Source organism: Bacillus amyloliquefaciens DSM 7 = ATCC 23350, assembly GCF_000196735.1.
Lineage (GTDB): Bacteria > Bacillota > Bacilli > Bacillales > Bacillaceae > Bacillus > Bacillus amyloliquefaciens.
The window spans coordinates 631,324-645,878 of record NC_014551.1; the positions used below are offsets into that span (position 1 = coordinate 631,324).

General features: G+C 46.0%; 13 protein-coding genes and 1 pseudogene. 6 read left to right on the plus strand and 8 right to left on the minus strand.

What is annotated here, in order from left to right:
- Window positions 1–14 precede the first annotated feature (14 nt).
- Genes BAMF_RS23570 through BAMF_RS23580 form a run of 3 tightly spaced genes read left to right on the plus strand, consistent with a single transcriptional unit; the run spans window position 15 to window position 2,832 of the window.
- Window positions 15–1,040, plus strand: coding sequence for a TFIIB-type zinc ribbon-containing protein (locus BAMF_RS23570; protein ID WP_013351252.1), 1,026 nt, complete (start codon window positions 15–17; stop codon window positions 1,038–1,040).
- Window positions 1,040–1,801: a TPM domain-containing protein gene (locus tag BAMF_RS23575; protein ID WP_013351253.1), complete on the plus strand. Its 762-nt coding sequence runs from the start codon at window positions 1,040–1,042 to the stop codon at window positions 1,799–1,801. Before BAMF_RS23570 ends, BAMF_RS23575 begins: the two co-directional genes overlap by 1 nt.
- A gap of 26 nt (window positions 1,802–1,827) precedes the next feature.
- Entirely contained in the window at window positions 1,828–2,832 is a 1,005-nt protein-coding gene (locus BAMF_RS23580; RefSeq protein ID WP_013351254.1) for an SPFH domain-containing protein, read from the plus strand.
- Between the two features lie 40 nt (window positions 2,833–2,872).
- On the opposite strand, the gene BAMF_RS23585 is transcribed toward BAMF_RS23580, so the two are convergent.
- From BAMF_RS23585 to BAMF_RS23600, 4 genes are all read right to left on the minus strand, one after another.
- Window positions 2,873–4,804, minus strand: a complete 1,932-nt coding sequence (locus BAMF_RS23585) for an acyltransferase family protein (RefSeq protein ID WP_013351255.1) — start codon at window positions 4,802–4,804, stop codon at window positions 2,873–2,875.
- Between the two features lie 271 nt (window positions 4,805–5,075).
- Window positions 5,076–5,936, minus strand: coding sequence for an anti-sigma-V factor RsiV (rsiV, locus tag BAMF_RS23590; protein WP_013351256.1), 861 nt, complete (start codon window positions 5,934–5,936; stop codon window positions 5,076–5,078).
- Window positions 5,936–6,433, minus strand: a complete 498-nt coding sequence (locus BAMF_RS23595; protein WP_013351257.1) for an RNA polymerase sigma factor — start codon at window positions 6,431–6,433, stop codon at window positions 5,936–5,938. The genes rsiV and BAMF_RS23595 overlap by 1 nt, the downstream gene beginning before the upstream one ends.
- A gap of 188 nt (window positions 6,434–6,621) precedes the next feature.
- Complete coding sequence (locus BAMF_RS23600) at window positions 6,622–7,662, minus strand: 2,3-butanediol dehydrogenase (RefSeq protein ID WP_013351258.1); 1,041 nt, start codon at window positions 7,660–7,662, stop codon at window positions 6,622–6,624.
- 362 nt (window positions 7,663–8,024) lie between these two features.
- On the opposite strand from BAMF_RS23600, the gene BAMF_RS23605 reads away from it, so the two are divergent.
- Both BAMF_RS23605 and BAMF_RS23610 read left to right on the plus strand, forming a co-directional pair.
- Window positions 8,025–8,393 carry an RlpA-like double-psi beta-barrel domain-containing protein gene (locus tag BAMF_RS23605; protein ID WP_007408877.1) on the plus strand — a complete coding sequence of 123 codons (369 nt, stop codon included), beginning with the start codon at window positions 8,025–8,027 and terminating at the stop codon, window positions 8,391–8,393.
- Window positions 8,394–8,457: 64 nt separating this feature from the next.
- On the plus strand, window positions 8,458–9,504 hold the full coding sequence (locus BAMF_RS23610) for a TolB family protein (RefSeq protein WP_013351259.1): 1,047 nt from the start codon (window positions 8,458–8,460) through the stop codon (window positions 9,502–9,504).
- 30 nt (window positions 9,505–9,534) lie between these two features.
- Here BAMF_RS23610 and BAMF_RS41465 read toward each other — a convergent pair whose 3' ends face one another.
- The 4 genes from BAMF_RS41465 to gabP all read right to left on the minus strand — a co-directional run bounded on the left by BAMF_RS41465 (window position 9,535) and on the right by gabP (window position 13,231).
- Window positions 9,535–9,693, minus strand: coding sequence for a hypothetical protein (locus BAMF_RS41465; RefSeq protein ID WP_014469842.1), 159 nt, complete (start codon window positions 9,691–9,693; stop codon window positions 9,535–9,537).
- Window positions 9,694–9,791: 98 nt separating this feature from the next.
- Entirely contained in the window at window positions 9,792–10,001 is a 210-nt protein-coding gene (locus BAMF_RS23620) for a cold-shock protein (RefSeq protein WP_013351261.1), read from the minus strand.
- A gap of 196 nt (window positions 10,002–10,197) precedes the next feature.
- Window positions 10,198–11,736, minus strand: a complete 1,539-nt coding sequence (cotA, locus tag BAMF_RS23625) for an outer spore coat copper-dependent laccase CotA (RefSeq protein ID WP_013351262.1) — start codon at window positions 11,734–11,736, stop codon at window positions 10,198–10,200.
- A gap of 109 nt (window positions 11,737–11,845) precedes the next feature.
- A complete protein-coding gene (gene gabP / locus BAMF_RS23630) occupies window positions 11,846–13,231 on the minus strand; it encodes a GABA permease (RefSeq protein ID WP_013351263.1) in 1,386 nt (461 codons plus the stop codon).
- A 376-nt stretch (window positions 13,232–13,607) separates the two neighbouring features.
- Between gabP and BAMF_RS23640 the strand changes: the two are divergent.
- A pseudogene (locus tag BAMF_RS23640) lies at window positions 13,608–14,487 on the plus strand (cation diffusion facilitator family transporter).
- The last annotated feature ends 68 nt before the right edge of the window (window positions 14,488–14,555 follow it).

Below are 14,555 nucleotides of genomic sequence, written 5' to 3' on the forward strand. Positions count from 1 at the left end.
GTGAGAGAAACAGAATGATCATTTCTTATAAATGCCCGAACTGCGGCGATGATATGGTCTTTGACAGTTCATCTGGCAAGCTGACATGCCGCAGCTGCGGGCGGCAGGATCAAATAGAAAGCCTGCCTAAAGAGTATATTACGACCAGATTTTCTGAAAATGAGGCGAAGGAGTATCACTGTGAGAACTGCGGCGCGGTATTAATGACTGAGGCGGAGACGACTGCAACGATGTGCGGGTTTTGCGGAGGTGCGGCCGTTCTCGCCGATCGATTATCGGGAAATCTCGCGCCTTCCATGGTGATTCCTTTTACGATCAGCAAAGAAGAGGCCATGAGCGCTTTTAAAAAGTGGTGCAGAAACGGCCGCCTGACACCTAAGGGATTTATGAATGCCGATCGGGTGAAGAACATAACCGGTATGTACGTGCCGTTTTGGATGTTTGACTTAAACAGCAAGGTTCAGGTCAATGCCGTTTGTACGAGAGTGCATCACTATGATGATGGAGAATACCGGGTGACGGAGACCGAGTATTACAACGCGTACCGCGATATTAATCTTGATTATCTCAAAATTCCGGTCGACGCTTCAGAAAAAATGAATGATGAATTAATGGACAAACTGGAGCCTTATTCTTACAGTGAGCTGAAGGAGTTTAATACAGCCTATTTGGCGGGATATATAGCGGAAAAGTACAATTATACCGATGACGATCTCTTTCCGCGGGCGAAGGATAAAATCAGCCATTATATTGATTCTTATATCAGATCCACCTTCTCCGGCTATACGACGGCTGACATTACAGATGAAAAGATTCAGACGGATAAACTCAGCAGTTTTTACGTGCTTCTTCCGGTCTGGATGGTCAGCTATGATTATGAGCGGACTGAGCACATTTTTGCGATGAACGGGCAGACGGGCAAGGTTGTCGGCAAACCGCCGATCAGCGCCGGAAAAGTGGCCGCGTGGTTCGGCGGCATTACAGCCGGCACGTTTTTAGCATTAAGACTCGTCTCACTTATGATAGGGGGCGGTTTTTGATGAAAGTATCGATAAAAAAAGCGTGTCTCTTTTGCTTCGTCCTTTTTCTGATGCTGTCTTTTTCTTTACATACATCAGCGTCTGCCGCTGAACAGAAGCAATATGTTTATGACAATGCTCACTTATTAACGAAGGATGAAACTAAGAAACTCGAGGAATTGGCGGGGAAGCTGGGGGCAAAGCGCCATACCGATTTTATTATTCTTACCGCAAACGGAACGGGCGGTAAGGACATCGCGCAGTACGCCGGTGATTTTTATGACAGTCATTTTCACGGAAGCACGGCGATATTGACCATTGATATGAAAGATCGGGAAGTATTTATCTCCGGATACAAAAAGGCGGAGACGTATTTGAACAGCAGCCGGCTGAATACGATCAGGAATACGATTTCGTCAGACATTTCCGCAGGCCATTACGAAAAGGCGTTTGAGACTTATATTAAAATGTCCTACAAAGATATGGGGAAAAACCCTGAGAACAAGTCTGACAATCTGCTGCTCACGTGGTGGTTTCAGCTGATTATCGCCGCAGCCGCAGCCGGAATTGCCGTCACTGTGATGGTGTACAATTCCGGCGGCAGGGTCACCGTCACCGGCAGCACGTATATGGATCACGATACGTCTGAAGTGCTGGACCAGCACGACACATATATCCGGACGGACGTTACAAGAGAAAGAAAGCCTGACAAAGATAATGACAATGACGGCGGAGTCACGAGGGGCGGCACGTCTTACAGCGGAAGCAAAGGAAGTTTTTAAATTTTACGTAAAGGATTTGAGCATACTTGGGTTTTTTCAGAAATCAGTTAGCGAATGTGGTGGAATGGGAAGAATTCAGAGACGACATGGTTTTCTATAAATGGAACAACCGTGAAATTAAAAAAGGCAGCCGTCTGATCATCCGGCCGGGACAGGATGCCATCTTTTTACACAACGGGAAGATTGAAGGGATCTTCCGTGATGACGGCGATTATGATATCGAGTCAGAAATCATTCCGTTTCTATCGACGTTAAAAGGGTTTAAGTTTGGCTTTAACAGCGGCATGCGGGCGGAAGTGCTGTTTGTGAATACGAAGGAGTTCACCGTGAAGTGGGGCACAAAAAACGCCATCAACATTCCGGCGGCGGGAATGCCGGGCGGTATGCCGATCCGCGCAAACGGTACATTTAACTTCAAGGTCATTGACTACATCGGATTGATTGATAAGATTGCGGGTGTCAAAGACAGCTATTTAGTAGAGGACATTAAAATCCGGATTACGTCTATTCTCGATCAGCTTTTGATGAAATGGATCACCAGAGAAGGAAAAGACATGTTCAATCTGCAGTCGAATTCATTTGAAATCGGAAAAGGGATTCAAGAAGATCTTGATATGCAGCTGATCGGAGACGGGATGTCGATTACGGGCTTCAATATCATGAGCTTTAACTATCCGCAGGAAGTTCAGGATATGATTACGAAGAACGCTTCTTACGGCATGGTGGGCGATGTGAATCGCTATCAGCAGATTTCCATGACTGACGGAATGTCATCCGGCAAAATGAGCGGAAGCGGCACAGCCTCCGATATGGCCGGCATGATGATGGGAATGAATATGGCAAATCAAATGATGAACCAAATGAATCAAAATCAGCAGAACCAGCCGCAGCAAAGTCAAAATCAGCAGAATCAGGGGACGGCACCGGCAAATGGCTCAGAAGGAGCGGCTAAGCCGAAATTCTGTCCGAACTGCGGAACGAAAACGGAAGGCGCGAATTTTTGCCCGAATTGCGGACAGAAGCTTGCCTGACGATATACGAAAAAGAGGCCTTTTGAGGCCTCTTTTTTTGTCATGATTTCATGGTTTGGACGATGAGGGATGTCAGCGCTTTTGATCCCTCAGGGATGAGATGTACGCCGTCGGGTGTAAAGTATTCAGGGTGCTGCAATGCTTTTGCATGCCAATCGACAAGGGTGACATTCTTGCGTGATTCGGCCTGCTGGCGCAATGACTCGTTTACCTTGCTTTCCCACTGCCGCGGCACACGCGTATTGACAAGATAGATATCAGCTTTTGAAAAGGAGCTGATCAGTGATTCAATCTGGCTGTTTGTGAAATAGCCGTTCGTCCCTAACTCGATGATGACCGCTTTGTTCGGCTGATTAAATGACGCGTATTCCGATGTGAGCTGGAGTGCTTGAGAGACTTGTCTTCCTACCTTTCCGTCGATGGTGACATGAGGGAGGGACTGTCGCAGGTATGACGCAATGTCGAGCATCACGGAGTCACCGATGGCCAGCACTTCTTTTTTTGGCTGTGTTTGTTTTGAATCAGCCGTTTTTTGAGATGATTGCTCTTTTTTGTCTTCGTTTTTCTTCGTATCTGATTTGCCTGTTGATTCTTTCTTGTTTTTGTCTGATGCGGCGTCTGTTTTTTCGCCGCCGTATTTTTTCTGGCTGTCATCTTCTTTTGCCGGTTTATCATGATCAGCCGTTTTGTGTGAAGAGGCGGCTGTTTCTTGCTGCCCGCTTTGCGCGTATGTCCATTGCGGCTGTTTTTTCTCCTCGGCTATTCCTGACAGCCCGCCCGCAAATACGAGGATGGCGGCAAGAATGAGGCCGAGCGACATTCTGCTGATGACAGAGGACGTCTTCCATTCCAGAAAGCGGTTCAAAAACACGCGGCGGAAAAAAGGCCTGAAGCCCGCAGTGCGGATCGGTTTCTCAATGAAATGATAAGAAAGTTCGGCAAGAATGAAAGTGGCGCCGATTCTGACGGCACAATGCCAATAAACCGGATTTCCGATTTCCTGCACGGGTGTGCTCAGCACGATAACCGGATAATGCCAAAGATAGATTCCGTATGATCTCGTTCCGATCCAGCGAAGCGGTTTCCATGAAAGGACATGTCCCAAAAAACTGCTCGGATGGCATATACATGCGACAAGGACCGCTGCGGTGATGCTGATCAAAAGCATGCCGCCCTTGTACAGGAAGGGTTCATATTCATCCGTGTAAAAGACGCATAGCAACAGCGCGGCAAAAGCGGCAAGCTCCGTCCCGTGAAGCAGGTGTTTCATGCTGCTCGGCAGCCGTTTGGAAGATAATCGTTTCATCGGCCACACTAAAGCTAAAGCGCAGCCGATAAGCAATTCAAATGATCGGGTGTCCGTCCCGTAATAAACGCGGCTCGGATCTCCGCCAGGGACATACATCATACTCATCACGACTGCTGAGCATAACGCGATGAATGTGACCGCTGCCGCAAGCCGGGCCCGTGTTTTACATATGTGCATTCCTGCAAGCAGCAGGAAAGGCCATATGATATAAAACTGTTCTTCAATCGCCAGCGACCAAAGGTTTTTTAATGGCGAAGGAGAGCCGAAGCTGTCGAAATAAGAAAGTTTATGAAAGATAAACCACCAGTTGCTTATGTAAAAAAGTGAGGAGACCGCATCTCCGCGTACGGTATGCAGGAGCTCGCTATTAAATAATATGACCCAAATGACTGTCGTGATAATCATGAGATAAGCCGCCGGCAGAAGCCGTCTGATCCGGCGCACCCAAAAATCACGCAAATCAAGGGTGATGTCATTGCCTTGGGCAGGCAATATAATAGATGTGATTAAATACCCCGATAAAACAAAAAAGATATCAACACCAATGAAACCGCCGTCGGCCCAATTAAAATTCAGGTGATATGCGATAACTGCGAGGACGGCAAAGGCGCGAAGTCCATCCAGTCCGGGAATATAGCGATGATTCAGTGACTTGTCTGACATGGTATTCCTCCAATAATGTGTGCGGAAATTCTCGCTGTTTTGCGGATGGTTATGGCAGATTTCTGTACAGTCTTCCATTTGTTCCGTTAGATAGACGCATTCGGAAGGGGATTTTGTTTCAGAAAAAATGAATGAAATGTTGTGATTTTCTTAAACTTTTCAGCCCTCGTCCGGCGTCTGTTATATGAAAGGGTTCCCCTGTGCAAGCGGCTGTTGCCGGGGAAAAAGAAAAAATCCATGATCTGCGGATATCATGGATTTTTTTCTTTCTTTATCTGATGTAGCGGTCTCCGACAAGCAGCTTTGAGATGACGGAGGTCGGTATTTTAAATTCTGTAACGCCCATATATCCGGGTGCTACTTCGTATTCATCAAATGAGATGAAAAGTTTGTGCTGATCTGTAATATAAAAATTCTGATCGGCATGAATGGATTTGAAAGGCTCCGTCATATCATCTTCCTCGACCCAATATATTTTATTCGGATCTTCTTTCATCTGTTTTTTCATTTGTTCTTTAATATTTTGGCTGATGACTTTAATATAACGGTCATCTTTGAATAAGCTCTTTAACGTAAGCACGGCCTCATTCTTTTTATCAATCGTGATATATCGGCTTTGGGTATAAGATGAAGCCTGGGTTTTTTCGATATCACGGCGGACTGAGATCAGATCCGATGTGTCAGTTACGGTTTCATAATCGCTGTAGATGCTGAGGTGGCCTTTTTTGCTTTTTGAGGTCGCCTTCATAAATTCCCGGTAGAGCTCTTTGCTTTCTTTCATATAATGCCGGTTGATGCTGTCTTCAAGTTCATGATTGGAAAGGCCGGACAGAGCAGGCGTTTTCACATCGATGCTTGATTGGTTCTTTTCTTCTTTCATCTCCACGAATGTGATGGCTTGGACGACTTTGCCGATGACGGGGATTTTAGACATGGCTTGTGCGGCATCCGGATTGATATTGACTACGGCGGTAAATAAGACGGCCGCAGCGACTGCCGCGGATGTCGGCCACATCACGATTCGTTTTTTCTTCGGTTTGTGCTGAAGGGCTTTTTCGACAATGCTGTCCAGTTCTTTAGGAATGGGCACACTTTTATACTCTTCTCTTAATTGTTCTAATCTTTTTTCCATTAAGAAAGATCCTCCTTCGTCAGCTGAATGCGCATGAGCTTCAGCCCCCTGTAAAGGCGTGTTTTGACGGTGTTGATGTTTTCCCCCGTAATGTCCGCGATCTCTTCTAATTTCAAGTCTTCAAAGAAACGCAGAATGATAATGGTTTTATATTGATGCGGCAGGTCGTCAAGCGCTTCATGAAGGTCCGTGTCTTTGTAGTGATCTTCCTTTCCGCGGCTTAAAAACTCGATCGTTTCATCGTCCATCACTTTAAGTTTTTTCTGTTTGCGGAGATAATCAATGGCCGTACGCACTAAAATTTTATAAAACCAGCTTTTTATCACATCGGGGTTTTTGACGGATTCGACTGATGTCAGCGCTTTTTGAATTGATTCCTGAACAATATCTAACGCGTCATCCTTGTTCTTTACATAACTGTATGCCAGGCGGTAAAAGTCTTCTTTGCGCTCAGTTATGCACGTCACAAGCGACGCTTTGGCTGTTTCGTTCTTCATTGCTTTAAAGGGCTCCTTTTTTAAAAATACGTATCATAGGCTGTTACCTATGGATAGACGGAACAGGGTGAAAAATAGTTTGCGCAGAGCGGATCATTTTTAAAAGGAAAAGGAAGGAAAGACGAAGGGACGAAAAAAAGAGCCTGAACGGCTCTTTTTGGATGTGTCTGTTTATTTTGCTGAACGGTTTAATTCGGTTTTACTAAGATTTTTACTTGGTTTTTCTCTTTGATTAAAGCGCCGAAGCCTTCTTCAATCAGATCGTCGAGCACGATTTTTTTCGTGACGAGCTTATCTGCTGAGAAGTAGCCCTCTTTCATCAGTGCGAGAACGGAAGGGAAGATGTCACGGTATCCGATAATGCCTTTTACGGTACGTTCTTTGATGACGATATCGTTCGGATGGATTTCCGCTCCTTTTTCCCAGATGCTGACGATAACCGTTTCACCGGCAATGCTTGTTGACTGGATCGCCTGGCGGAGAACGACAGGGACGCCTGTCACTTCATAAGAAACATCAACGCCGCCGTTTGTGCGTTTTGCGATTTCTTCAACGACATCATCCGTTTTTGACGGATCGATGATGATAGCGCCGAGTTCTTTCGCTTTTTCCTGACGTTCCGGTGAAAGTTCAACCGCGTAAATATCTGTGGCGCCGGCTGCTTTCAGGGCTTCAATCACAAGCAGCCCGATCGGTCCGCAGCCAAAAACGGCTGCCGTGTCGCCCGCTTTTAATTTGCTTTGACGGACGGCGTAAAGCGCTACCGCTGACGGCTCAACAAGCGCGCCCTGTTCATAAGAAAGCTCTTCAGGAAGCTTAAACAGCAATTCTTCGTCAACGGACACATATTCAGAAAATCCGCCGCCGCCTCCCGCTAAGCCTAAGAATCCCATTTGTTCATCAAGGTTATAGGCTCCCTGATGTCCGTGTGTGGCAAAAATCGGTTCCACGACGACACGGTCGCCGACACTGTAATTTTTGACGCCTTCGCCCACTTCAACGACTTCTCCTGAGAATTCGTGACCCATTGTGACAGGCGCCGTTTCTTTAGTTAACGGATGGGGTTCGCCGACCGGAATAAAGATCGGACCTCCCAGATATTCGTGAAGGTCGCTTCCGCAAATCCCGCACCATTTGACTTTAATTTTGACTTTTCCCGGTTCTGCTTTAGGTTCATCAATGTTTTCGATTCGAATGTCTTTTTGATTGTGCCATCTTGCCGCTTTCATTGATTATCACTCCTAGTCTGATGGAAACGAGTATAGGTACATGATCAATATGAACCACGGTTTAAAAGGAAAAAAAGTGCTTCCTAAAGCCTGATTTCTCAAAATATATCATATTACGCAACTATCAATAGGCCTTATAAAAAGTCCATATTGAATGCAGAAATACTCTAGGGATATTATAACGCTTATGAATTAAATTTTGTAGTATAATTTACCATGGGATTATATAGAATTGGAAATTGTGTCAATATTGTGTGCGTGTCTCCGTCGCGTTGTAATGAACATGTAAAGTGATTGAAATATTATAATCGTCTTCTTGGTGTATAATTTTGCCTAGAATAAAGAATCAGGGGGACGAAAGCTTGAAGAAGTTATTCTTAGCATTATTGATTTTAGCAGGAAGTACGCTGGGAGCGATCAGTTACTCTTCTGATGCAAGTGCTAAAAAAGTGAACGGAAATATTACATGGTATAATGGAGTCGGTAAAAAAGGATCTTCCGGTAAAAAACTGGGACATTGGGATTGCGCGACAAAATTAGGATTTGACGTTCCGAGAAACGGAACGAAAATCAGAGCTTATGCTAAAGCAAAACCGAAAAAGGTTATCACAGTATATAAAAATGATGTAGGCCGTCTGCCGAATGCCGTATTGGATGTCAGCCCGAAAGCGTTCAAAGCGCTCGGATATCCGTTAAGCAAAGGAAGAGTATCCGGACATTACAGCTATTAAAATAGACCATCAGAAAAAGCAAGGAGACTATTCTTGCTTTTTCTGATTGACGGAGAGATTGATAATGAATAAGAAACGATGGATCTGGATCCTCGCAGCCGCTGTTCTGGCGGCGGCGGTCATCGCGGCCGTTTTACTGATCAAAGGAAAAAGCGACGGAGGCGGAAAAGCCGTTGTCTCCGGCGGCCATGACAAGCTGCTTGTTTCCATTACAGACAAAGATCTGATGACGAAATATTACGAAGACGGCCGTATGCTGTACGAGGAAAAGCTTTCGGCATATCCGGCGTTTGCGCTGGATGACGCCCATCAGGTGCTCTATTATGTCGGTAATAATGATCAGAATGAGATGCGTCTGTATAAGCTTGATCTGAAGACGAAACAGAAGACGGTGCTTTATAAAGGATCGGCAAGCGCTGACAGTCTGTTTTTATCCAAGGATAAGACGCACATTTATTTCCGTCTCGGAAAAGCGGATGAAGATATTTTCCGTCTCGCGTCTTTTGATCTGAAAACGAAACGCTATCAAAACCTGTACCCTGCGGCGGATGAGAAAGACGACAGTGTGAGCGGCTTCTTTTATAACCGCAGCCAAAACGATTTTGCGCTGCTGCATTATTCCGTGAAAGAGGATTATAAAAAAACGGATGAGGCAAATGAGAAGGGGGTTGACCCTGAACCGACGAATATACGGTTTGCGGCAGGGGCGGGCGATCACCTTCAGGATCTGACAAACCTTGAACAGTTTATCAGCGACATCGCGATGTCACCGGACGGCAAAAATCTTGTCTTTACATCTTATACACAAAAAGGGACTGAACAAAAAGCGTCCATCCGTCTGATGAATGTCAAAACGAAAAAAGATGAAACGATTATCTCAAACGGGAAGGATTTCACTCCGCTGATTGATGCCCAGCCTCAGTTTTCTAAAGACGGCAGCATCATTTATTTCATGGCGGAAGCCAAAGGCGCTAAGCGTCTGAAGGATGAAACAGGACGGAACGCGAAGGTCAGGACCATTTATGCTTATCATTTGGATACGAAAAAATGTGAAAAAGTCTGGGAAAATGACAATGGCATTATCAACAGTTTTTCCGTTATCCAATCATGAAAAAAACACTCAGCGCCCGCTGGGTGTTTTTTAATGAACAAAGCTGGCTGCGGCTGAGGCGAGCCATTTGAAAAAACGGAGAATCGGAACGGCAAAATGGAGTGATTCGATGAATGACTGTGCGGCAAGGTTCATTTTCTGCTGTTTTGCCATTTCCTTGAGATCTTTCTGCTGCCGATCGTTTTTCATGTTCATTGCTCCTTTGCATCGTAAAAGGACATGATAACGCAAAGGCCTCTCATGAGACATGGAGGCCTTCTCTATGTTGAGACTCGTAAAAGGGAGGTCTAACTTGATGCCGTTTGACTGTTGTTTTGGAGATTCACCAACGAACGGACGCCGTCGATCATTTTACTGCCGCAAAGGGGGCAAGTCGGGGTATCACTGCCGGCAAAATTCTTTCTGCTCCAGCCGATACAGTCCTCTTTTGTGCATTCCCACGTACTGACATCTTCTTTAGGCAGCGGTTCCTGATTACGTTTGTTGTAGTAAGACATAAAGTCACTTCTTCCCTTATGAATTTTCGTGCACACCTTCATTGTCTCATACTTTTCCCTAATCTCCTAATTCCTTTTTCTATCCATATTTCCAATGAGGGTGCACCGTCTTCCTGTTATTACAGTATATGCAAATAAGCGGATCCTTATTTTTTCTTTTTGTATAAATAAAAAAGCCCCTTCTCAAAAAGGGGGATTACTGCTTTTCTGTGACGTCCATCGGTCTCATCATGTCATAATCTTCATGTTCTAAAATATGACAATGCCATACGTACCGTCCGCTGTAAGGCGCGAATGTCGCCGCGATTCTGATGACTTCTCCGGAGTGCGCCTGCACGGTGTCTTTCCAGCCTTTTTCACTTGGAGGCGGCGGGACGGCGGGGCCTGTATACACAATGTCGCCGAATTTGTTATAACGTTCTAAGTCAAAAGGACGCCGGTCAAGGACTTGGAAGGAAACCAAGTGCAGGTGTATCGGATGGGTTCCCCGCGTCGGGTTGATAATCGACCAGATTTCCGTTGAGCCGAGCCGCGGCGCTTCTGTCACGGGATCATGCCAGCGCTTGTTATTGAGTGTTAAAACCGGCCGGCCGTATTTGTCTTGCGTGTTTGTGAGTTTAAGCGTCCTGATATTGTGTATTCTTTTTGATGTCATATCAGGCATGGCTGACAGATATTTAGGCTTCCGGCTGGTGTCTTCTCCCTTCAGCGGTTTTGTGACGCGGAATTGCATCACATTGGCGTCGGTATCCGGATTGACGTCGCCCCCGCAGCCGGTGCCGTTCGTTAAAATAATATGTTCTCCGTCAAAAGCGGAGAAATCAATGAGCACATCATACCGCTCAGCCGGGGCTAAGCTGATGGACTGTGTCTTGACAGAACGGGGGAGCAGTCCGCCGTCAGAACCGATTTGAATAAACCGGCCGCCATTATTGAGCGAGAGGGAAAATGTTCTCGTATTTGAGGCGTTAAGGATACGGAAACGATATGTCCGCGGTTCGACTTCCATATACGGCCACGCTTTGCCGTTGACGAGAATGGTATTTCCGCAAAGGAATGGAACGATTGAAGGATTCGGCAGCGTTTCGGAAGGATTATCGGGCCCGCTCGGATAAAACAAGGAACCGTCGTCATTTAACGTGCGGTCCATAATCATAAGCGGTACGTCGTATTCTCCGGCGGGAAGCTTCAGCTGCTTTTCTTTTCGCTCGCGGATGATATACATGCCGGCAAGCCCGGCGTACACATTGAGCCTCGTAATTGCCATGGCGTGGTCGTGATACCATAATAGCGCCCCGCGCTGTTTGTTTGGATAGTGGTATACCTCTTTTTCAAAATAAGGCCCCTTCTCCTTGAAATCCCGTGTGAACCAGGCTTCCGGATAGCCGTCGCTGTCCGGCGGCGTTGCTCCTCCGTGTAAATGGACGACGGTTTTGACGTCGGGTTCCTGATGGCCGCCCTCTGAATGGTGAATGGTATGGTCCACAGGGAGAAAATGCTTATCCGGCAGGTCATTCATCCATTTAATATAGACGTTCTCATCTTGGTTCACGTCGATCGTCGGGCCGGGAAACAAACCGTTATAGCCCCACAGCCGGGTCGGCGGGAGATCACGGTGCAGCTTGTGAAAGCATTCCTTCATCGTGACTTCATAATACGTGCTGCCGTTTGATGTCTTCTGCGGCTTCAGTGTTTCGATAATCGGCAGTTCATCTGCAAATTTTTCAAGTGCCATTATTCATCCTGTCCTTATCATTTATTGAAATCCTGTACTACAGTTAATGCTGTCTGGAACAGGTTGGTTAAAAAAACACCCGCCCTTTTTTGAGGGCGGGTGTTTGCGGTTATTGCGCAACCCGGCTTGCGGAAGCGTTCTCTTTCGGTTTTTGTTTTTTGTGGAATACATATGAGGCAAGGACCACTAATGTAATAAATCCTGTCAGCAGAAATTCAGACCGCATTGAGCTGATAAACAGCATAGATAACAAGATGGCGCAAATAGCGATGATCGTCAGGTAGGTTAAGTATGGGTAGCACCACATTTTGATTTTAAGAGATTCAGGGTTTGTCCGTTCAATTCTCTTTCTCATTCTCAGGTGTGAGACTGCGATGACGAGATAGACGAGCAGTGCGATTGCCCCTGATGAATTGACCAGAAACAAAAATACGGAGTCAGGAGAAAAATAGTTCATCACAACGGCAATATAGGAGAAAAAGGTGCCGGCGACAATGGCTTGAACCGGTACGCCTCTTTTGCTCAGTTTCATAAACCGCCGCGGCGCTTCATTACGCTCTGCCAGTGAATACAGCATCCGTGATGTTGTATAAAGCCCGGAGTTCAGGCAGGACAGAACGGCTGTCAGGACGATGAAATTCATGAGCTGAGCGGCCGCGGGAACCCCGATATGGCCTAAAACGGCAACGAAGGGGCTTTCCAGAACATTGGCTGAATCCCACGGAAGCAGCGTGACCACAACCGTAATGGAGCCGACGTAAAAAATGATGATCCGCCAAACGACTGAGCGGGTCGCTTTTGTTACGGATTCGACCGGGTTTGACGTTTCTCCCGCTGCGATTGCGACGATTTCAGATCCCATGAAAGAAAAAATAACGACGACGATGCCGAGCAGAACGGAGCTTGGCCCTTTTGGGAGAAATCCGCCGTTGCCCGTCAGGTTTTCAAGTCCGACCGGTTTGCTGCCGGGGACGAGGCCGAAAATAAACGCAAAACCCGCGATTAAGAAGACAACGATAGTCGCCACCTTCACTAAGGAAAGCCAGTATTCAAATTCGCCGAACGATTTAACTGAATAAATATTCGTCAGTGTTAACAGCACGGTCAGAAGCAGACTCGTCAGCCATAACGGAATGCCGGGGAACCAGTACTGGATGATTCCGGCGCCCGCAATTGCTTCAATGGCAATGACGATGACCCAGAAAAACCAATACAGCCATCCGATGGTATAACCGGCCCACGGACCGATGGCGTCATGTGCGTACTGTGAAAACGAACCGCTTGTCGGGTTGACGGAGGACATTTCCCCCAGCATCCTCATAATAAAAATCACTAATAGTCCTGCTAATGCATAGGAGACAATTGCTCCAGGTCCGGTGGAATGAATGACGGATCCGCTTCCGACAAATAATCCGGCGCCGATCACGCCGGCAATTGAAATCATTGTCATATGCCGGGTTTTTAATCCCTTCGATAAAGAATTAGGCTGATTCATTCTTTGCCTCCTTTTAATTTGTTTATGCTGAATATTCCGACAAGTTTTATTTTATCATAAATACATATGACTTTTGAAAATGATGTAAGAAAATATGACATTTTTTCTCGTTCGTACAGCAGAAGGAAAAGAAATAATTTTCTGTGATTTATATGTTTTGATGGTATTGAAAATAATTCCATATAAGCAGAGCGGCAAGAAGCCTTGGTACGATTGGGATGACTGGGGTTTCGTGAATAAAAATAATTTGCCTGTATGCACAAATGTTCTATGATTACTATTTTTCTGTGGAAAGTGAATCATGTTTCTATAGACCCACTGTGCCTTCGCTTTGTATGATAATGAAGGAAAAAATGAACGGGAAGGAGGGTTTTCAGTGGAGAGATATCATGAATTGAAAAAAGGCGAAACCGGAGCGATTGTCAGTATTGCCGCATATGCAGTATTGTCGGCTGTGAAGCTTGTGATCGGCTATTTGTTTCACTCAGAGGCGCTTCAAGCCGACGGTTTAAACAACACGACTGATATCGTGGCATCTGCCGCTGTTTTCATCGGTTTGCGCATCTCTCAGAAACCTCCTGACGAAGATCATCCTTACGGCCACTTTCGGGCGGAGACCGTCGCGTCACTTATCGCTTCCATTATTATGATGCTTGTCGGAATGCAAGTGCTGTTCAGCGCCGCACAATCTATTTTTTCCGTAAAAGAGGAAACACCGGATATGATTGCTGCCTGGACGGCTGCGGGGAGCGCCGTCGTGATGCTGATTGTCTACCGCTATATAAAAGGGCTTGCCAAAAAGGTAAACAGCCAAGCCCTTTCAGCCGCGGCTGCTGATAATAAATCAGATGCGCTCGTCAGTATCGGCACGTTTATCGGAATTTTTGCTTCGCAGTTCCATTTGGCTTGGGTTGATACGGTCACGGCGTTTATCATCGGATTGATCATCTGCAAAACCGCGTGGGATATTTTCAAAGAATCCTCTCATTCGCTGACTGACGGTTTTGATGTCAAAAATATTTCTGATTATAAAAAGACGATCGAACAGATTGCGGGCGTCAGCCGTTTAAAAGATATTAAAGCGAGATATCTGGGCAGCTCCGTTCATATTGATGTCGTCATTGAAGTGCCGTCTGATATGAATATTAAAGAGAGTCATGATATCGCAAATGAGGTAGAACGAAAGATGAAAGATGAAAGATGAACATGCCATCGACCATTCACATGTTCATATGGAGCCTCTCCAGCTGAAATAAAGCTTCCTTTCTAAAGGGAGCTTTTTTCCTTTTGCGGACTGGAAACAATTCGCTGGAAACGTTTTTTT

Excerpts from the sequence above, each read along its gene's own strand:
- BAMF_RS23570 (WP_013351252.1), top strand. The coding sequence starts at position 15 with ATGATCATTTCTTATAAATGCCCGAACTGCGGCGATGATATGGTCTTT.
- BAMF_RS23575 (WP_013351253.1), top strand. The coding sequence starts at position 1,040 with ATGAAAGTATCGATAAAAAAAGCGTGTCTCTTTTGCTTCGTCCTTTTT.
- BAMF_RS23585 (WP_013351255.1), bottom strand. The coding sequence starts at position 4,804 with ATGTCAGACAAGTCACTGAATCATCGCTATATTCCCGGACTGGATGGA.
- rsiV (WP_013351256.1), bottom strand. The coding sequence starts at position 5,936 with ATGGAAAAAAGATTAGAACAATTAAGAGAAGAGTATAAAAGTGTGCCC.
- BAMF_RS23595 (WP_013351257.1), bottom strand. The coding sequence starts at position 6,433 with ATGAAGAACGAAACAGCCAAAGCGTCGCTTGTGACGTGCATAACTGAG.
- BAMF_RS23600 (WP_013351258.1), bottom strand. The coding sequence starts at position 7,662 with ATGAAAGCGGCAAGATGGCACAATCAAAAAGACATTCGAATCGAAAAC.
- BAMF_RS23610 (WP_013351259.1), top strand. The coding sequence starts at position 8,458 with ATGAATAAGAAACGATGGATCTGGATCCTCGCAGCCGCTGTTCTGGCG.
- BAMF_RS41465 (WP_014469842.1), bottom strand. The coding sequence starts at position 9,693 with ATGAAAAACGATCGGCAGCAGAAAGATCTCAAGGAAATGGCAAAACAG.
- BAMF_RS23620 (WP_013351261.1), bottom strand. The coding sequence starts at position 10,001 with ATGTCTTACTACAACAAACGTAATCAGGAACCGCTGCCTAAAGAAGAT.
- cotA (WP_013351262.1), bottom strand. The coding sequence starts at position 11,736 with ATGGCACTTGAAAAATTTGCAGATGAACTGCCGATTATCGAAACACTG.
- gabP (WP_013351263.1), bottom strand. The coding sequence starts at position 13,231 with ATGAATCAGCCTAATTCTTTATCGAAGGGATTAAAAACCCGGCATATG.